This is a genomic window from Nocardia sp. NPDC058497 (genome assembly GCF_042720195.1).
Taxonomy (GTDB): domain Bacteria; phylum Actinomycetota; class Actinomycetes; order Mycobacteriales; family Mycobacteriaceae; genus Nocardia.
This window is the reverse complement of record NZ_JBHXMY010000060.1, coordinates 1-17980: the sequence shown is the minus strand read 5'-3', so window position 1 is coordinate 17980 and position 17980 is coordinate 1. Positions and strand designations below refer to the sequence as shown.

Sequence of the window (17980 nt, the reverse complement as noted above, 5' to 3'; positions counted from 1 at the left end):
CCCGAGCGCTGACGGTCGACGCGATACAGGCGAGGCTCGCTCGCGAGGCAGCCCGTGCCGCGATCGCTCAGGACGACGAGCAGACCGGCCGCACCACGGTGATCGTGCACTCGGCACCAGTAGTGCGGTTCTCAATCGACCAGGCACGCAAGACAGTCCAGGCTCAGCGTGGCTGTGACCGCACCATTTGCCCGCGGAAGATGGCCGCGATCAATGTCCTGGTCGGTGCCGGCCTGATGAGGCTGGATCGTCGTGTCGGGTATTGAGCACGAGCCGGGCACGCTCCCGGCGGTGCGGTCGGCGGTCGCCGACGCGATGCGCGATGTCGTCGAAGCCGACCAGCCCCGGGTCGCGGGCTGGCTCAATACCTGGCACCCCGTCAACGAGACCGGGCACGTCGGACCCGTATTCGCTGTCGGGCCGCACCCCGATGACGACCTGTATGCCGATATCGCTGGTGCACTGGCCGCGATCGCCGAACCGGATGAGCCGGATCGCGTGGTGGTCGACGTGATCGAAGTCGAAGCGCTGTATTCGCCTGCGCTGCAGCGCCTGCTCGAGGTCGCCGAACGGATCGCCCGCGACGGCGGCTCAACGACAGTCGACATCGCTCACCTCCGGACCGCGCTCGATCGCAATGGAGGCGCGTGGAGCCCATCCCGCTCTGTGAGTTCTTGAGCGCGCGGGACGTGGCGGGCTCTGGTTCTGAAGGATTTCCTGTGACTACGCTTATCTACGCAGACCGGATCACACTCGGCACGAGCACACCGGAAGGGCACCCACTATGGGCGAAGACCGACCGTACTCGGAAATCGAACTCCGCCGCCTCGCGAAACAGCAGCGGTCCCCAGAGTTCCGGGCGTGGCTGGACCGCGAGGCCGAAGACCTCGCCCAGCTCATCGCCCTGGTTCCTGGCCTGGCTGACCTGGACGACCCTTGGACCGTCGCCGGTCTTGTCGCGATCGAGGAAGCCGGATTCGCCCGGTTCCCGAACCCGCAAGCCACCTGTACAGACGACGAAGCGGCGTGGCTGGACGTGTGCGCCCGCGGCATCGGCCATATCTATCTGCGTGCCGTGGGCGTCGGCAAGTGGGTGTGGGTCAAGCTCTACGAGGACCTACCGCTGGTTCCCGCGATGGAGTTCCCGGGGCATGTGTTCTGGACCGACCCTGGAGTGTCGATCCGCAACGTCGTCTACGACCGCCAGCCTGGCGGGTTGGCGTTGGAACTGGACCGGCTCATCGCCTGGAGCCGAGAGGCCGCGACCCGCTCCGTGGTGTAACCCTCGCTGCGCCCCCCCTGACGGGGGCCCACGGTGACCGATCCCGTATTCGGCGGTGAGCCCGCGCGTGACGTAGTCCCCCGCACTGACCGAGGTCTCACCGAGGCGGGCGACAGTGGGCACAAGGCCTACGTGATGGCGAAGATCGCCGAGGCCGCCACGCAGATCGACAAGATCCGTGGGCCCCTGGACTGGCAGCGGCAGGTGGAGCTGTGGGGTGACCGCCAGCTGTTGCACGACATGATGATGTTCGGGCACCAGCACCTGCAGGGCCGCACGCCGGAGCAGGGGTGGCGGCACGAACACCCACAGAAGACCTCTCTCGGTCCGCGCCGCCACGACACTGCCCGTGTCACCGAGAAGTTCGGTCGTCCCATCGTGAACACGACCACCGAGTACAAGGCGGGATGGGTCAGCAAGAAGGAAGGGCTGCGGCAGCTCTACAAGGAACGAGAGATCCTTGCCAAGGGGCTGACCCAGGATCTCAGCGAGTACGTCATCCGGGCCGCGCAGCCCCCGCACCCGGAGGTACTGAAGGAAGCCCGCCAGCTCGCGAAGGACTTCCCCGGCAAGTTCGTGTTGATCGAGATGTCTGAGCGCGAGTTTCAGCGCTGCGTGGACGCCGGCCGCCCGATCGTGCAAGCGCGGGTGATGCAGAAGCTCGGGCACCTGATCGAGAAGGTTCGTCAGTCCCCGGAGCTGCAGCACGCTCCGCGCGCGCTGAAGGGATTCATCCAGGAGATCGAGAAGGCGAAAGAGCGCGGCGACCCGATCGGTCTCGAGGTGCTGGCCGGGGCGCGGGTCGAGTTCGCCAACATGCTGGAGGTCGACAAGCGCATCACGCAGGAGCGCGACAAGATCGCTCGTGAGCGTACCCAGCTGCGGTTGCGAGAGGCTCAGATCGTTGAGCTGGTGCAGGCGCAGCAGCGTGAAGAACGGCACGAAAACCTGTCGCAGATGGCCGCACGGATCGACCGCGAGATCATACTGTCTGCCGTAGCGGCAGTACGTGTCCCTGGCCCGAATCGGGTGCCGGTCAAGGACATTAAGCTGCGCGAGTTGGCGGGCGCGGACCCGACGCTGATCGCCATGGCGCAGTCGATGGAGAAGGCGCGGGCAGAGATGTCGCGGGCGGCGAATCACCGCACCAGTGCCGAGCGGGCACAGCAGGAACGCGAGGCCCTATCGAAGCTGGTATTGCCGACACCGCTGCATCACGCGGTGGTCCAGTTGGTGCTGGAGCAGCAGCGCGACAATCCCGGGCAGGTGACCGTCGAGCACGTGCAGGCCGCCGAGCGTGAAGTACGGGAGCGGGAGGCGCGGGCGCAGGAGAAGGCCCGCGAGGCCCAGGCCCGGGAGGTGCGGGAGCGGGAAAACCGTGAGCTGATGCAGCGGGTTGTCGACCGCTACAACAGGACCTTGGAGCAGGCCGCCCGGGAGCAGGCGGCGCCGCGTGGCGTCGACCAGCTCGATGACGCGAAACGCGGTCAGCAGTACCAGCTGCTGGCCAAAGACCTTCGGATGGACGCGAAACGGCTGACCGAGAAGGGCGTGGACGCGCGCGCCGTGACCGAGCTCGCGAAGGGCAACGCCCGGGAGGATAAGGCCGCCCGCGCGTATGTGATCGAGGCCGGCGACCGCACCATTGTCGTCGGCAGAGAAAGCCAGGAGGTGGCGATCGCGAAGCAGATCCAGCTGGTGGAGCGAGGTGCGGACCTGGAGTTGGTGCAGGTCCGGCAGATGGTTGATCAGGGCCGCCCGACCACCGCTGTTGCGATCTCGGTAGAGGATCTGGAGCGAAAGCGGGACGCACTGGAGTTGGAGCGGCGGAAGGCAAGGGAGAGACACCCGAGCGGCAGGACGCGCCAGCGGGGACGTGATGGGCCGGAGCGAGGGAAAGAACGTGGGCGATGACCACGGCGTCGCAACCTCGTCCAATCCGGTCGCATCACACGTCCTCCTCCTCCCCCCCAATTTCGCCATCCACGATCCTCAGATCCAGGCGGCCTCACAGTAGTGAACACTGCCTGTAACGCCGGTGAGAGCCAGACAACCAAGCCTTCGGCCGTCAGCCGGACTCGTCGTGGCGAAGCTGTCATTTCGCGAGGACACTGAGGGCGTAGCGCCCACCTCGTCCTCAGGAGGACATGCGATGGCAACCAACGGGCCTTTCGGCATCGATCCGGAAGATTTCGAACGTGCACTACGGGAGGCAGGAAACGAGCTCCGCGAGCTTGTCGGAAAGGCCGGTGGATACCTGGATCGGGTAGATCAGGTCGGTGTCGGTTCGCTGACGTCGCTGCTCGGGCAGCTTGTCCAACCGCAACGTCCACCGGAAGCCGAGCCGCCGACGGCCGGGGAGACCGGTAGCGGGGTGTGGGCGATCTACACCATCGATGACGACGGCCAGGCCAGGATCGATCAGGTCTTTCCGAACGAGCTCGAGGCCTTGCGCGCGCATCGCGACAACACCGACGATCGGCGTCGGGTGCGTTTTCTGCCTTACGGGGTCCCGGCAGGTGTGCTGGATACGCCCTGATTGCGGCTGCCAGCGTCACGGAAGCGTCCAGAACACTCGCGTCACGAGGTAGAAGAACACCGCGGCGAGCGTCAGGAAGCCCACCGAACAGGCGAGGCCGACCATGTCGGTGCGGGGATCGCGGCCCGGTTGCATCCAGAATCCCAGCGCGCGGGTGACGACCGGCATCACCACCCACGTCAGCAGGCTGACCGACAGGATGTTCCCGATCAGCAAGCTGATCCACAGCTGCCCGCCCGGCCAGATCTCGGTGATGATCAGGGTGAGGATCACGACGGTCGGATACAGCCCCACCAGGACCGACAGCGCCGTCTTCCACGACGCGGGACCGTCTTCCTCGCCGGTCTTGCTCGGCGGAAACCACGACCCGTAGGGGTTGGCGATGCGATGCACCTCGAAGTCCCTGAAGTCCGGGGCTTCCGCGAGCAGCGCCTTGCGCTGGGGCGATTCGAGCCAGCGGTTGAGGTTCTCGGCCGACGAGAAGGAATAGATGATCGTCCACTCGTTCTGAACACCCGGAATCGGCCGGTGCAGCTCGGATCCGCGAAAGCCCCGAAATGTCCGCTCGACCTCGGTCACGCGGTCCTGCCAGGCGATGAATTCCGATTCCCGGTCGGCCGCGACCGGATGCGAAACGACGACGGTCACTCCCGCGTCCTCCGGTTCGTCGACCAGCACATGCTGCGTCGACGGACGCTCGAAGAGCTCGGTTCCGCTTGCGAGGAGCCCGGCTCGCGTATCGCTGCCGAGCCAGCGCTTCAGGTTGACGATGTCATCGAACCGGTACACGACCGACCACTCGGACTGCGCGTCGCCCGGCGGTGTGACGTCGGCGCCGAGAAACCCCGGGAACTCCGCCGCGGCATCGTTCACCGCCGTCTGCCACCGCCGGAACTCGGCCTCGCGACCGGCTCGAAGCTGCTGGGTGATGACCACCGTCGCCGGGGCCTGCCTCGGCGATCCAGCTTTCGCGGCGGACATGTCAGTACGGGTGCTTATCGGGTTTTTCGGCCCAGGTCTTGTACGCTTCGGCGCCCAGATCACTGCGGAACTGTTCGATTTTCACGCGCCGCTCGGACAGCGGCCTCGTAAAGTCCTCGTATTGAAACGCGTCGTCGAAGCCGATTTCACTGGTGTCCGCCAGATCGCTCGCGAAATGCACGGCGTCCAGCCGCGCCCAATAAATCGCGCTCATGCACATGGGACAGGGGGCACCACTGATGAAGATCTCCATCCCCATCAACATTTTCGCCCGCTCCGGCAGCTTGTCGGCGGATCCCGCAGGCCGCGGGACCAATTCGAGCGTCGACTCGTTCTGGTGTTCTTTGGCAATACTCGGCGCTTCGCCATTGATTACCTGGGTCGCCTTGCGGATGGATTCGATTTCGGCGTGCGCGGTGGCATCGCCGGTGAGTAGCACCCGATTCTGCCCGCGCGCGACGATCACTCCGTCCTTCGCGATGACGGCGCCGAACGGCCCACCCCAATCGTTATCGACCGACTCTATTGCCAGCCTGCAGGCCTCTTCCATGAGTTCATCCGGTGTCATCGCAATTACACCTCGCGAGAGTATGGATGTGATTTAACGGCTGTTCGCGCCGTAGCGGCCACGGCCACACGATCAATTCGGCCTCCACCGCACAGTCGAATCTACCTCCCGCCCGACCTGTGCGGAATAGCGACAGAGTGATGTAGACCCAGGACAACACGGTCGGCGTGGTGGCGATGTGCACTCCGCGGCCAGGGGCGTGAGATGACACTACTCACGTTTAGTTCACCGACAGAGGTATGTAAAACGCCGAAACGTCACATACCCGGCCGCCTCCACGAAGCCGTCCAACACGCCAGCAAAGGTCGACGACCTGCGGGCGCTTGTCGATCAAGGCTCAGATCCATCCGATGTTAAACACCACCGATGCACTACGCCGGGCGGACCGCTCGACTCCGAACAGCACCGGCCCGGATCGAGCACGTTGACAAACTTAGGCACCGCTTACCTAAGCTCTCGGCCCATGACAGTGATAGGCACATCGCATCGCTCCCTGATGCGGCACCCGCTCGTGGTGCTCGTGTCAGGGGTTGCGGCACTGGTGCTGTGCGCTGGACTGAGCATGGCGCTCGGCTCACGGGATATCTCGGCATCCGCGGTAGTCGATGCTCTGCTCGGCCGCGCCCATGGACGCGACGCGGCAGTGATCATGGGAATGCGGGTGCCGCGGACCTTCGTCGGGATTGCGGTCGGCGCGGCGCTCGGCCTGGCGGGCGCGATTGTCCAGGGGGTCACCCGCAATTCGCTGGCCGCTCCCACCACCCTCGGCATCAATGCCGGAGCCGCACTCGCCGTTGTGACCGCGATCTACGCCCTCGGTCTCTCCCAACCCGGCCAGTATGTGTGGTTCGCCTTCGCGGGGGCTGCCACCGCCGCGGTGTTCACACTCGCTCTCGGCAGGCGGGCCGGTGGCGTGGACCCGATTCGACTGGTCCTCGGCGGCACTGTCGTCCAGTTGGTCTTGGCGTCGTGGACCTCCGCAGTGCTGTTGTTCAGTGAACGCACCCTCGACGAAGCTCGCTTCTGGCTGGTGGGATCGATTGCGGGACGGGACATCTCGATCCTGGTTCCCCTCCTTCCCGCCTTCGCTCTCGGCGCGCTGATCGGCTTGGCCATCGCCGCCACGCTGAACACGCTGGCCCTCGGCGACGAAGCCGCGGCAGCTCTCGGCGTGCCGGTCGGACGGATAAGAGCCGCCGGAATGGTGGCCGTGGTGTTGCTCGCCGGGTCGGCCGTCGCGGTCGCCGGGCCCATCGCGTTCATCGGGCTCGCCGCGCCACACCTGGTCCGCTTGCTGCTGGGTGCCGACCATCGCGTGCTCATCCCGGGCTGCCTCATCGCCGGACCATTACTGCTCCTGGCCGCTGACGTCGTCGGCAGGCTCATCGCACCGCCCACCGAGGTGGAGGTCGGCATCGTGACCGCCTTTGTCGGCGCGCCGCTGCTCGCGGTCCTCGCGAGCCGGAGGCAGATCCGATGATCACCCGAGCCTCCCTGTCCCGCTGGACGACTCCGATCGTCGCGACGGTCTGCCTCCTCGCGCTGGGCGCGTTCACCAGCGCCGCGCTCACCACGGGGGAAGTGTCGATGAGCGCGGCCACCGCAGCGGCCGCCGCCGTCGGCTTCGGCGATCGCGGCGACGTCTTCGTCGTACAGGAATTCCGAGCGCCGCGGCTGGCCGCAGGCATCATCGCCGGCGCCGGCCTGGCCACCGCGGGCGCGGTCCTGCAGCGGCTGTTCCGCAACCCCCTCGCCTCGCCCGACGTGATCGGCGTGACCGGTGGCGCCTCGTTCGGCGCGGTGATCGTCCTCGCGGCTGGGGCGAGCCAATCTGCCATCCCGTTCGCCGCGCTCGCGGGCGGGATGTTCGCTGCCTTGGCCCTCGGCGCGATCGGATGGAAATCGCAGCTGTCGACCGCCCGGCTGGTGCTCGTCGGGCTGGCGATCCAGGCCGGTCTGGCGGCCGCGGTGAACCTCGTCATCGTCCGGTTCCCCAGGGAGCTCGCCGGATCGGCGATGCACTGGACCGCGGGCTCGCTCTACGGCCGGACGTGGCCGGAGGTGAGCGGAGCGGCCATCGGCTGCGTGCTCGTGCTGGTACTGCTTTTCGCCCAGTACCGGACCCTGGCCGTCCTCGACCTCGGCGACGACTCTGCGGGCGCGCTCGGGATCGGTGTGGACTCCGCCCGCCTGCGGTTGCTGATCACCGCGGTAGCGATGGCGGCGCTCTCGGTCGCGATCTCGGGCCCCATCGTGTTCGTCGCGTTGGCGGTACCGCAGATCGTGCGGCTGCTGTGCGGACCACCCACGCCGGTGACCCTCGCGGTCACCGCGCTGGCCGGGGCGAGCCTGCTGGTCGCCGCGGACTTCACCGCGCAGCATCTGCTGCCGGTCCACGGGTTGCCGGTGGGTGTCGTCACCACCACGGTCGGCGCGCCATGGCTGCTGTGGCTGCTGGTCCGCGACAGCAGCCCAGCCACCAGGAGGACCGCATGAACGAGAGCCGCAATGTCCTTGCCACGCGGGCGCTGTCGCTGAACTACGGCGAACGCGTCGTGGTCGACGGGCTCGACCTCACGCTGCCCGGTAACGCCGTCACCGCCATCGTCGGCCCCAATGCCTGCGGAAAGTCGACGCTGCTACGGGGTCTCACCCGGCTGCTGCGCCCGGCGGCCGGCACGGTCACCCTCGACGGTGCCGACATCCACCGGCTCCCGGCGCGTGCCCTCGCGCTGCGGCTGGGGCTGCTCCCCCAGCAACCGGTGACGCCGGAGGCGATCACCGTCGAGTCGCTGGTTCGGCTCGGCCGCTATCCGCACCAGAAACTCCTGCGCCCGTGGTCGGCGACCGATCAATCGGCTGTCGAGGACGCTTTGTCCCGCACCGCGACCACGCCGCTGCGCGACGTGCCGGTCGATCAGCTCTCCGGCGGCCAACGCCAACGAGCCTGGATCGCACTGGCTTTGGCCCAGGACTCCGATCTCCTGCTCCTCGACGAGCCGACGACATTTCTCGACCTGCGCCACCAGCTCGACGTGCTCGACCTGGTCACCGACCTGCACGCGGAAGCGGGACGCACGGTGATCATGGTGCTGCACGACCTCGGTCAGGCCGCCCGCTACGCCGACCATCTCGTCGTGCTGCACGACGGCCGCCTGGCCGCGGCCGGACCACCTGCCGACATTCTCGACGCCGACCTCGTGCGCACCGTCTTCGATGTCGAGTGCCGCGTCATCCCCGATCCCGAGACCGGCACGCCGCTCGTGGTTCCCCGCGGCCGCGGCGCCCGAGATACCAGCGCCCGGCGCGCATCCACCGCTGCCCGGGCCTGACCCAGATCCTTCACCGGCGACGCCCGACTCCGGATCCGTCGCGTTCGCTCCATCAGAAATGAGGACCAGCCATGTCCATTCGGCGTTTCCGCCTGCCCGAATCCCGTCGGATCGGCGCCGCGACCGCAGGTGCCGTGATCGCGATCTCGGCACTCGCCGGCTGCGGAACCGACTCCACGGCACCGGATTCCACGGTCGCCGCCGGCGAGTCGGCGACTTTTCCCCGGACCCTGGACACGGCCAAGGGCCAGGTGACGATCCCGCGCGCACCGCAGCGTGTCGTCGTCCTCGACACCGCGGAACTCGACTCGGTCACGCTCCTGGGAGTTACCCCGGTTGGCGCTGTCGTCCCGCACACCAAGACCACGGGCGGGTTCCCCGACTACCTGAAGAGCGGACTCGACAAGGTCAGCGACGTCGGTCCGCTGCTGGAGCCGAACCTCGAGCGCATCGCCTCGCTGAAGCCCGATCTGATCCTGTCCTCGAAGGTCCGCCACGACAAGATCTACGACAAACTCAGCGGCATCGCGCCCACCGTCCTCACCGAGACCACCGGCGGCCCGTGGAAAGCCAACCTGGCGGTGCACGCCGCCGCCCTCGGCCGTGATCAGGCCGCGGCGACAGCCCTGCGCAAGTACGAGGACCGGGCCCGCGCCCTCGGCGAGGGCATCAAATCCGCGGCGAACGGCACCATGCCCAGCGCCTCGGTCGTGCGGTTCCTGGCAGGTCCGACACGGCTGTACCAGACCAATTCGTTCAGCGGCGTCATCCTCGCCGACGTCGGGCTGAACCGACCCACGTCGCAGATCTCGACCGATCCCAAGAAGACGATGACCGAAGTCAGCGCCGAGCAGATCGACAAGGCCGACGCCGATCTGATCTTCGTCGCCACGATCGACGACCCGGGCAAGACCCCGAAGAACGCGGTCACCAGCAGCCCCGTGTGGAAGGACCTGCGCGCGGTCCGCGACGGCAAGGTCTACGAGGTACCCGACGAGACCTGGATGTCGGGCATCGGCGTCCAAGCGGCGCAGCGCATGCTCGCCGACATCGCCCAGGCCACCGGCGTGCCGCTGCCCGCCGAATAATCCCCTCCGCCGTACCAGACGAAAGGGCTTGCCGTGCAGCTCTATCTGCTCGCGTTGAATCCCACCGACTCGGTGTCGGACGGATACTTGCCTGCCGCCGCCGCGCTCGGGGTCGACGTCACGATCCTCAGTGACGACCCAGAGCCGCATCGGCTGCGCCACCCGGACGTGGACGCGCTCCGCTGCGATGTCCGCGATCCCGAAGCGGTCATCGCGGCGATCGCCGCGGGTCCAGCACCGGCCGCCGTCTTCACCAACAGCGACCACCTGCAGACCCCGGCCGCCATCGCCGCCGCGTATTTCGGTCTGCCCGGTAAGGACTGGCGCACGACGCTGCGCGTGAACAACAAGGCGGAGATGCGTCGCCGGCTTGCCGCGGCGGGGCTGGGTGCGGTCTGGTCGGCCGAACTCGGTCCGCGCCAGGACCCGACGGCGCTGGCCGACCTCGATGTGCCGTTGCCGTGTGTGGTCAAACCGCGCGAAGGCGTGGCCAGCGAGGACGTGCACCTCGTGCACGACATCGAGGAATTGGTGCTGCGCGGCAAGCACATTCGACAGCGGCGTCCCCTGGTGCCGCTGGTCGTGGAGGAGTACCTGCCCGGGCAGCTGTACACCGTTGAGACTCTCGGCGACGGCGAACGGCGCCATGTGCTGGGCGGATTCCGCACCACCCTCACCGAGCCACCGCATTTCATCGAGTTGCGCCATACCTTCGTCGCCGCGCACCCGCCGTCCGTGCTCGGCCAGGTGTGCGAGCAGCTCGACGCGCTCGGTGTCGGATTCGGCGCCTGCCACACCGAGTTCGTCGTGGACCAGGGCCGCGCCCGGCTGATCGAGGTGAACTATCGCACCATCGGGGACCAGTGCGATCTGACCTTGCGGGATGTGCTCGGCATCGACCTGTTCGAGCATGTCCTGCGTACGCACCTCGGCGAACCGCTGGCCGCCGATCTCGGGGTACGCACCGGCTTCCACGCCCGCATCGATCACGTCTGCGCCGCGGACTCCGGTACCTTGCGCGCCGCTCCCGCGCCACTGACCGAGGTGATCGACGGCGTCGACCTCACCTATCGACCGCTGCGTGCGGTCGGGAGCCACCACCGGCTTTCCTTCACCAACCGCGACTATGTCGGCGTCCTGCGCACCGTCGGTCCCGACAGCGCCGCCGTCGACCGGGTCGCCGACCGGTTCCTGGCCGAGCAGCGATGGGAGGTGCACCCGTGACCGTGCTCGCCTACCCGGGTCCCGGCGATCCCGTCCTCGCGCCCGATGCCGACGAATCCGCCCTGGTGCAGCGCGTGCTCGCGACGATGCTGCGCGAGGACGTCCTCGGCCTGCGGAGCCGGGCGATCACCGAGACCAGACCGGACGGCCGATGGCTACGCCTGACCCGCACTGTCGGCGGTGGCACGGTCACCCTGTGCCTGCCTGTCGAACCCGACGGTTTCCTCTGCACCGACACCGTGCGACGACCGGAGCTGCTGCGCGAACCGGAGGGCGCCCTCATCGATTCGGTGGCAGGCGTCGTCGGCGCGTTCGCCGCACTCGCCGATCCCACCGATCGGAGCGGATTCGACGATTTCGGCGCCGAATGCGCGAGCGCGTTGTCGGCCATGCGTTTACACACTGCGACGCGCGGCCGCACGACGGCACGGCTCATCGCCGCCTATGGCTGTGAGCTCGACCGCTGGACCGGCACGGCCGGCCTCGGCTTCGACACTCTCGCCGCCCGCCACGACCACCCCGTCTACCCGGCGGCCCGAGCGCGCACCGGACTGTCCACCGCGCAGTTACGTTCCTACGCACCGGAATTCCATCCCACGTTCGCCTTGCGATGGCTCGCGGTCCCCGTGGAGCACGTCACCATCGTCGGCACGCTGGAACTTCCCGCCTTCTGGCCGACGCCCGCCCAGCTCGGCGCCGCGGAGTTGTCCGAGACGCACGTGCTGCTGCCGGTCCATCCGCTCAGCGTCGGCCCGCGGCTGGACGAGGCGATCCGATCGCTCGGTGTCGACGGCCACGCCGTGCTGCTCGACAGCGAGTTCCTCGATGTCACACCGACTTTGTCGATGCGGACCGTAGCCTGCCTCGACGCACCCGGCCAGTACCTCAAGCTGCCGCTGGCCACCGCGACGCTCGGGGTCCGCAATGTCCGCACCATCCGGCCGAGGACATTGTCCGACGGCGCGTTGTGCCAACGTTTGCTCACCACCGTGCTGGCCAGGGAAGCCCGCTTTCGCGACCGGATTCTGCTGATGGACGAGAGTGTCTACGCCCATGCCGCCCATGAGCTGCTGGCGGTCCTGTGCCGCCGTGACCCGCCCTCGGTGCGCGGCTGCGTGGTCGTTCCGATGGCCGCACTGCTCAGCCGCGCACAGGACGGGCGCCCGGTGATCGATCATCTGGCCGACCGGTTCTACGGCGGCGACGTCATCGCCCTGTTCGACGCGTGGCTCGAGCTGCTGTTCGACTGGCAGGCCACGCTGTTCGGCTACGGCCTGGCACTGGAATCGCATCAGCAGAACATCTCCCTCGTCCTCGACGATCGAGGCGGCCCCACGCTGCGACTGTTGTTCAAGGACAACGACACCCCACGGGTGCACACCGCTCGGCTACGGCACCGGCTCGGCGACGAACCCGTGACATTCGCCGATTCCCGGATCAATGTCGACGACGACCGGCCGCTCACCGACCTGTTCACCACGATCACCGTGCACCTGTGTGCCGGGGCTTTCGCATTCGCCTTCGCCGAAACGGGACGGGCACCGCTGTCCGAACTGCTCGACATGGTTCGCGACCGGCTCGAGGACGCTGTCGCGCGCCTGGACGGCCGGTGTGCCGACAGGCTGCGCGCCGACGTGCTGGAAGCGCCGTCACTACCGGTGAAGGCGATGGTCAGCGCGGGCACCTTGTTCAGCAAACAGCGCAGCGGCGCCGTCGATGTCAACAAGCACTACACGAGCGGACCCAACTACCTGCGTCACGGAGCGGCACGGTGACCCGAGCGCCGCTCGCCCCGGCACCGCGTGCGGAGGCTGCACGCGGAAATCAGATCTACGCGGTGGCGGGATGCTATTTCGTCGCGTCCTTCGCCGCGCTCGGTCTGCCGCCCTTCCTGACGACGATCCTGCCCGAGCTCGGCGACCCGACGGCGCGGTGGGCCGGAGTGCTCTATGTCGTACCGACCGTGTTCGGCGGCCTCGGCGCCCCGCTGTGGGGCAGGCTCGCCGATCGGTACGGCCAGAAGCGACTGCTGCTGCGGGCCCAGCTCGGTCTCGCGGCCGCGTTCCTGCTGGCCGGATGGGCCGACTCGCTGCCGATGTTCGCCGCCGCGCTGATCCTGCAGGGTGTGCTCGGCGGCACCTTCGCCGCCTCCAGCGGGTACCTCGGTGCTTCGTTGCGCGGACCCGCCCTGGCGCGGGCGCTGACCGTGCTGCAGGGCAGTGCCCGCCTTGCCCTGGTCATCGCGCCCATCGCCGTCGGGGCACTCGCCCCGTGGTTGTCGCCGCATCGGCAGTATCTCGTGCTGGCCTTGCTGCCGCTGGCCGCTGCGCTGATTCTGGCGTGTCTGCCGGAACCCATGGCCGGTGCCGACGAGTCGTCGCGAGCCGCCACCGGGAGCGAGACCGACGACACCGCCTCGCTCCGGGCGCTGTTCGCGCTGGAGTTCGGTTTCGTCTTCGCTACGGTCGTCTCCTTTCCTTATCTACAGGCACTCATCGGACAACGCCTGCCCGATACTCCGACCCTCGTGGTCGGGGTGTTGTTCGCCGTGCCCCACCTCGTGTATCTCGCCACCGCGACAACCGCGCAGCGGGTGGTGCGGCTCGGCACATCAACCCTGGTGATCATCGGATTCGGCTGCCTCGCGCTGGGTTCGGCCGCACACCTGTGGGCGGACAGCCTGACCGGATTCGTCCTCACCCGCGTGCTGCTCGGGGTCGGTCTCACGCTGTGCCTGCTCGGCCGCAACACACTCGCCGCGAGCTGCGCGCGGCGCCGCCCGGCGGGACGGATGTTCGGCTCGCTCGAATTCTTCGCCAAGGCCGGGGCGGTCGCCGCCGGTCTCACCGCCACCGTCGTGAATCTCGAATTCGGTCCCGCCGCACCAGCTGTGGCGGGCGCGATCGTCGCGTCCGCCGCGCTGGCGATCACGACCGGCACAGTCCTGCGCACCCGGACCGCCGTCCACTGACCCGATGGAGTCGTCCATGTCGAACACCGCCCTGTCCGCAACACCGACCGCGTCCTCCGCGCTGCCCAGTGCCGACGACGCCGTCGCCCACACCCTGCTCAATTGCCTGCTGCGCGAGGTGTCGGGCCCTGAGCGCCAATCCGCGGTGACCGGTGACCATCTGATCGTGCGGCTGCCACGCCGGGATGTGCTGTTGCGCATCCGGATACGGCGGATCTCGCGGATCGGGGCGCATCGCTTCATCGGTCCGGTCGAGCACCGTCACGGCGGGGAGTGGACGCCGGTGGACTGGCAGACGCTGGCACGGTACGCCCACGACGAGCTCACCTTGCACAACGGCGTGGCCAACGACGAATTCCTCGACCAGATCGCCTCGAGCCATGCGACGCTGGCCGCCACACTGGCGTCGATGCCGATGGCCTGCGACCTCGACTACCTGGCCTCGGAGCGTTCACTGGTGTTCGGCCACCGTTTCCACCCCACGCCGAAAGCCCGCACCGGATCGGCTGAGCAGTGGGCCAGGTACTCCCCTGAGGCCGGTGCCTGCTTCGGGCTGCGCATGCTCGCCGTACGCACTCACCTCGTCGCCGAGGAGACCACCGACGCGGCGGCATCGGCCGCACTGGACAGCCTCGGCCCCACGGTGCCCGTCGGGTATCGGCTCCTGCCCGCCCACCCCTGGCAATACGAGATGATGCGCGCCCGGCCCGCCGTGCAGGCAGCCATCGATCGTGGTGACATCATCGACCTCGGCGTCGGGACAAGGCAATTCGCCGCCACCGCGTCGGTGCGGACCGTCTACGACGAGACGATGTTCCTAAAGTTCAGCCTCAACGTCCGGATCACCAACTGTCTGCGGAAGAACGCGTGGTACGAGCTGACCGGCGCGGTCACCCTCGACCGGATCCTGACCCCGATCTTCGCCCGGCTGGAAACCCGCTTCCCCGGCAGCGGGATGCTCCGTGAACCCGCCTACCGTAGCCTCGCCCTCCCCGGAATCGACGGCGGGCCCGATCGCGAACTGCTCGAGGGCTTCGGCGTGATCGTGCGTGAGGGACTGTCGGGCCGGTTGCGTCCCGGCGTCACCGCACTGCTGGCTGCCGCCGTCGCCGACGAGTACCCGACAGGACCCGCGCATATCTCCCGGCTGCTGCCCGATCAGGACGCGCAACAGGCGTTGCGGTGGTGGGACGCCTACCTGGAGCTGCTCGTCGCCCCGATTCTGGCCGCGTACTTCGAATTCGGCGTAGTGCTCGAACCGCACCTGCAGAACGTGCTGATCGGGGTCGACGGCGCCGGAATGCCGGTGCAGGTGCTGTTCCGGGACCTCGAAGGCACCAAGCTGCTCGCCGACCAGCACGAAACGGTGCTGGCGACCCTGCTGCCCGAGGTCGCCCAGCGGATGACCTACGACGCCCATCGCGGCTGGGACCGCGTCGTCTACTGCCTGGTCGTCAACAACATCGCCGACATGCTGGCCGCGCTCGCTGATCTCCACCCGGCTCTCGAGACCACGCTCTGGGAGCGGGTGCGCGACACCATGTCTCGCTACTGGGCGCAGGCCGGGCAGCCCCCTCGCCTCGCCGCGTTGCTGGCCGGGGTACCGCTGCCCGCCAAGGCGAATCTGCTCACCCGGTGGGAACGGAAACCGGATCGCGACGCCGGATACGTCCGGTTGCCCTCCCCGCTGACGATTACCCCGCTGGCCGGGTACAGCCCCAGCGCGCTCGCGGAGCTGACCCGATGATCGCGCTCTCCCGGACAGCGGCCGACTGGGCGGCAAGCCTGGCCGACGCCGACCTTCCCGCCTATCTCTACGACCTGGACGCCCTGCGCGACCATGCCGCCGCGGTGCGCGCCGCGCTGCCCGACCAGGTCGAGCTGTACTACGCGGCCAAGGCGAACCCCGAACCGCGCGTGCTCGCCGTGCTCGCCGAGTCGGTCGACGGCTTCGAAGTGTCGTCGGGTGGTGAACTCGCGCACGTGGCCGCCACCGTGCCCGGCCGTCCGCTGGCCTTCGGCGGACCGGGCAAGACCGCCGCCGAGCTGCGGGCGGCCCTCGATCACGGAGTGCACCGCATCCACGTCGAGAGTGCCGGAGAGCTGCGGGCGCTGGGAGCGCTCACCGACCAGGCGACCCAGCCGGTCGAGGTGTTGCTGCGAGTGAATCTGCCGCTCGATTCACGCACACTGGCCGACAGCGCCCTGGCGATGGGCGGGCGCCCCACCCCCTTCGGCCTCGATCCGCACGACGCCGACACGCTGCTGGCCGAGCTGGCCGGCGGCCGGTATCCGGGACTGCGCTGGCGTGGCGTGCACGCCCACCTCACCAGCGGACTCGAGGCGCCGGAACTGGCCGCCGTGGCCGCGTCGGTGCTCCGGTGGGCGCGTGCGGCGGCCGATCGCCACGATGTCGCACTCACCGAGGTGAACATCGGCGGCGGCATGAACGTCGACTACACCGCGCCGCACCGCCGCTTCGACTGGGCCGCCTACGGCGGGGCGCTCGACGAGCTCGTGCGTCCCACGCCGGAGCTGCGGCTGCGCATCGAACCGGGCCGGTCGCTGACCGCCTACTGCGGTTGGTACGCCACCGACGTGCTCGATGTGAAGTCCAGTCACGGCGGCGAATTCGCCATCGTGCGTGGCGGCACGCACCATCTGCGCACGCCCGCGACCAAAGGCCACAGCCAGCCCTGCGCGGTGGTTCCGGTCGACACCTGGGGCCACCCGTGGGCCAGACCGCGCGCCGCGACCTCGCCCGTCACGGTCGCCGGACAGCTGTGCACACCCAAAGACCAATTGGCACAGAATGTCTCGGCCGATCCCTTGCGGGCAGGCGATCGGATCGTGTTCGGACTCGCCGGCGCCTACGCCTGGAACATCTCCCATCACGACTTCCTGATGCACCCGCCACCGACCTTCCACTACGCCGACGGCGCCAGGGTGGGCCGATGACACCGGTCAACCGGGTCCGGCGCAAGCTGGCCGACGGGGAACAGGTACACGGGCTGTTCTGTTCGATTCCCGCACCCGCCCTGGTCGAGATGATCGGCTGGGCCGGATACGACTTCGTCGTCATCGACGCCGAACACACGCTGCTGGATCCACAGAATCTCGAGAACCTGATCCGCGCCGCGCAGGCCGCGGGCTTGACGCCCTTCCTGCGCGTGGCCCCGCACGACACCGCCACCATCCTGCGCGGACTCGACGCCGGGGTGCTCGGCATCGTCGTGCCACACGTGCGCAGTCGCGCCGATGTCGACGCGGCGGTGCGGGCGGCCTACTACGCACCCGTCGGCATGCGATCGCTCGGCAGCGGGCGAGCGGCGCGCTACGGGCTGAGCGACCCGGTCGAACAGTGCCGTCGCGCCAATACCGACGTCATGCTCATCGCCTTGATCGAAGACGCCGACGCGGTCGACTCGATAGATGACATCCTGCGCGGCGGCGGCATCGACATGGTCCTGCCCGGCATCGCGGACCTCTCCCAATCCTTGGGCGTGCCCTGGCAATTGCGGCATGAGGCAGTGCTGTCGGCGGTGACGCGGCTACACGAGAGCTGCGCGACCCACGATGTCGCGTTCTGCGCGCTCGTCCGCACACCGGAGCGTCACGCGTTCTGGCGCAAGGCAGGTGTGCGCGCCTTCGCCTGTGGTGACGCCGCCGATCTCGCCGCGACAGCGCTGCGCGCCAACCTGGCCGACCTGTCGCCCTGACCGCCCCGCGCCGTCAGCCTGCACCGGAAGGAATAGCGCGACGCACCAGCGAGATCCGGGCAAGGCCTGGAAGTCCCGGAACGAGAACCCTGAAACCAGAAAGAGAAGCATTTCGATGAGGAACATCACCACCCTGCGCGCCACGGCCACAGCCGTCGCGCTCACGGCCGCTCTCGGCCTCACCACCGCCACCAGCGCGGCCGCGCCCGGCGAAACAGTTGTCAACTACACCGCGAGCACCACCGGGGAATCCACGATCATCGGCACCGACGCGGG

General features: G+C 68.4%; 17 protein-coding genes. 15 read left to right on the top strand and 2 right to left on the bottom strand.

From position 1 onward, the window contains the following. The 5 genes from ACFWPJ_RS06980 to ACFWPJ_RS06960 all read left to right on the top strand — a co-directional run. The coding region (locus ACFWPJ_RS06980; protein WP_378848178.1) for a hypothetical protein at positions 1–266 on the top strand (266 nt) is incomplete at its 5' end. After that, the gene (locus ACFWPJ_RS06975) at positions 253–678 is read left to right on the top strand and encodes a hypothetical protein (protein ID WP_378848176.1); all 426 of its coding nucleotides are present in this window, start codon (positions 253–255) and stop codon (positions 676–678) included. The genes ACFWPJ_RS06980 and ACFWPJ_RS06975, both read left to right, overlap by 14 nt. Positions 679–784: 106 nt before the next feature. Continuing rightward, positions 785–1282, top strand: coding sequence for a hypothetical protein (locus tag ACFWPJ_RS06970; protein WP_378848173.1), 498 nt, complete (start codon positions 785–787; stop codon positions 1280–1282). 135 nt (positions 1283–1417) lie between these two features. Then, complete coding sequence (locus ACFWPJ_RS06965) at positions 1418–3196, top strand: hypothetical protein (protein WP_378848171.1); 1779 nt, start codon at positions 1418–1420, stop codon at positions 3194–3196. 238 nt (positions 3197–3434) lie between these two features. Further along, a complete protein-coding gene (locus ACFWPJ_RS06960; RefSeq protein ID WP_378848180.1) occupies positions 3435–3821 on the top strand; it encodes a hypothetical protein in 387 nt (128 codons plus the stop codon). Between the two features lie 15 nt (positions 3822–3836). On the opposite strand, the gene ACFWPJ_RS06955 is transcribed toward ACFWPJ_RS06960, so the two are convergent. Both ACFWPJ_RS06955 and ACFWPJ_RS06950 read right to left on the bottom strand, forming a co-directional pair. Then, the gene (locus ACFWPJ_RS06955; protein ID WP_378848168.1) at positions 3837–4802 is read right to left on the bottom strand and encodes an antibiotic biosynthesis monooxygenase; all 966 of its coding nucleotides are present in this window, start codon (positions 4800–4802) and stop codon (positions 3837–3839) included. A 1-nt stretch (position 4803) separates the two neighbouring features. Continuing rightward, positions 4804–5370, bottom strand: coding sequence for a nucleoside deaminase (locus ACFWPJ_RS06950; RefSeq protein ID WP_378848165.1), 567 nt, complete (start codon positions 5368–5370; stop codon positions 4804–4806). A gap of 496 nt (positions 5371–5866) precedes the next feature. On the opposite strand from ACFWPJ_RS06950, the gene ACFWPJ_RS06945 reads away from it, so the two are divergent. The 10 genes from ACFWPJ_RS06945 to ACFWPJ_RS06900 all read left to right on the top strand — a co-directional run bounded on the left by ACFWPJ_RS06945 (position 5867) and on the right by ACFWPJ_RS06900 (position 17704). Beyond that, positions 5867–6850, top strand: coding sequence for a FecCD family ABC transporter permease (locus ACFWPJ_RS06945; protein ID WP_378848163.1), 984 nt, complete (start codon positions 5867–5869; stop codon positions 6848–6850). Next, positions 6847–7866 (top strand): FecCD family ABC transporter permease, encoded by a 1020-nt coding sequence (locus tag ACFWPJ_RS06940; RefSeq protein ID WP_378848161.1) that lies wholly within the window; start codon positions 6847–6849, stop codon positions 7864–7866. The genes ACFWPJ_RS06945 and ACFWPJ_RS06940 overlap by 4 nt, the downstream gene beginning before the upstream one ends. Beyond that, entirely contained in the window at positions 7863–8702 is an 840-nt protein-coding gene (locus ACFWPJ_RS06935) for an ABC transporter ATP-binding protein (protein WP_378848158.1), read from the top strand. The genes ACFWPJ_RS06940 and ACFWPJ_RS06935 overlap by 4 nt, the downstream gene beginning before the upstream one ends. A 71-nt stretch (positions 8703–8773) precedes the next feature. After that, a complete protein-coding gene (locus tag ACFWPJ_RS06930; protein ID WP_378848156.1) occupies positions 8774–9790 on the top strand; it encodes an ABC transporter substrate-binding protein in 1017 nt (338 codons plus the stop codon). A 33-nt stretch (positions 9791–9823) separates the two neighbouring features. Further along, positions 9824–11014, top strand: a complete 1191-nt coding sequence (locus ACFWPJ_RS06925; RefSeq protein WP_378848153.1) for an acetyl-CoA carboxylase biotin carboxylase subunit family protein — start codon at positions 9824–9826, stop codon at positions 11012–11014. Continuing rightward, entirely contained in the window at positions 11011–12789 is a 1779-nt protein-coding gene (locus tag ACFWPJ_RS06920; RefSeq protein ID WP_378848150.1) for an IucA/IucC family protein, read from the top strand. The genes ACFWPJ_RS06925 and ACFWPJ_RS06920 overlap by 4 nt, the downstream gene beginning before the upstream one ends. Next, on the top strand, positions 12786–13985 hold the full coding sequence (locus ACFWPJ_RS06915; protein ID WP_378848147.1) for an MFS transporter: 1200 nt from the start codon (positions 12786–12788) through the stop codon (positions 13983–13985). Before ACFWPJ_RS06920 ends, ACFWPJ_RS06915 begins: the two co-directional genes overlap by 4 nt. A gap of 16 nt (positions 13986–14001) precedes the next feature. Continuing rightward, positions 14002–15732, top strand: a complete 1731-nt coding sequence (locus ACFWPJ_RS06910) for an IucA/IucC family protein (protein ID WP_378848144.1) — start codon at positions 14002–14004, stop codon at positions 15730–15732. Further along, positions 15729–16943: a type III PLP-dependent enzyme gene (locus tag ACFWPJ_RS06905; protein WP_378848141.1), complete on the top strand. Its 1215-nt coding sequence runs from the start codon at positions 15729–15731 to the stop codon at positions 16941–16943. Before ACFWPJ_RS06910 ends, ACFWPJ_RS06905 begins: the two co-directional genes overlap by 4 nt. Continuing rightward, complete coding sequence (locus ACFWPJ_RS06900; RefSeq protein ID WP_378848139.1) at positions 16940–17704, top strand: HpcH/HpaI aldolase/citrate lyase family protein; 765 nt, start codon at positions 16940–16942, stop codon at positions 17702–17704. Before ACFWPJ_RS06905 ends, ACFWPJ_RS06900 begins: the two co-directional genes overlap by 4 nt. The last annotated feature ends 276 nt before the right edge of the window (positions 17705–17980 follow it).

Coding starts and splice junctions, on each gene's coding strand:
- ACFWPJ_RS06970 (WP_378848173.1), top strand. CDS start 785: ATGGGCGAAGACCGACCGTACTCGGAAATCGAACTCCGCCGCCTCGCG.
- ACFWPJ_RS06965 (WP_378848171.1), top strand. CDS start 1,418: ATGGCGAAGATCGCCGAGGCCGCCACGCAGATCGACAAGATCCGTGGG.
- ACFWPJ_RS06960 (WP_378848180.1), top strand. CDS start 3,435: ATGGCAACCAACGGGCCTTTCGGCATCGATCCGGAAGATTTCGAACGT.
- ACFWPJ_RS06955 (WP_378848168.1), bottom strand. CDS start 4,802: ATGTCCGCCGCGAAAGCTGGATCGCCGAGGCAGGCCCCGGCGACGGTG.
- ACFWPJ_RS06950 (WP_378848165.1), bottom strand. CDS start 5,370: ATGACACCGGATGAACTCATGGAAGAGGCCTGCAGGCTGGCAATAGAG.
- ACFWPJ_RS06945 (WP_378848163.1), top strand. CDS start 5,867: ATGCGGCACCCGCTCGTGGTGCTCGTGTCAGGGGTTGCGGCACTGGTG.
- ACFWPJ_RS06940 (WP_378848161.1), top strand. CDS start 6,847: ATGATCACCCGAGCCTCCCTGTCCCGCTGGACGACTCCGATCGTCGCG.
- ACFWPJ_RS06935 (WP_378848158.1), top strand. CDS start 7,863: ATGAACGAGAGCCGCAATGTCCTTGCCACGCGGGCGCTGTCGCTGAAC.
- ACFWPJ_RS06930 (WP_378848156.1), top strand. CDS start 8,774: ATGTCCATTCGGCGTTTCCGCCTGCCCGAATCCCGTCGGATCGGCGCC.
- ACFWPJ_RS06910 (WP_378848144.1), top strand. CDS start 14,002: ATGTCGAACACCGCCCTGTCCGCAACACCGACCGCGTCCTCCGCGCTG.
- ACFWPJ_RS06905 (WP_378848141.1), top strand. CDS start 15,729: ATGATCGCGCTCTCCCGGACAGCGGCCGACTGGGCGGCAAGCCTGGCC.
- ACFWPJ_RS06900 (WP_378848139.1), top strand. CDS start 16,940: ATGACACCGGTCAACCGGGTCCGGCGCAAGCTGGCCGACGGGGAACAG.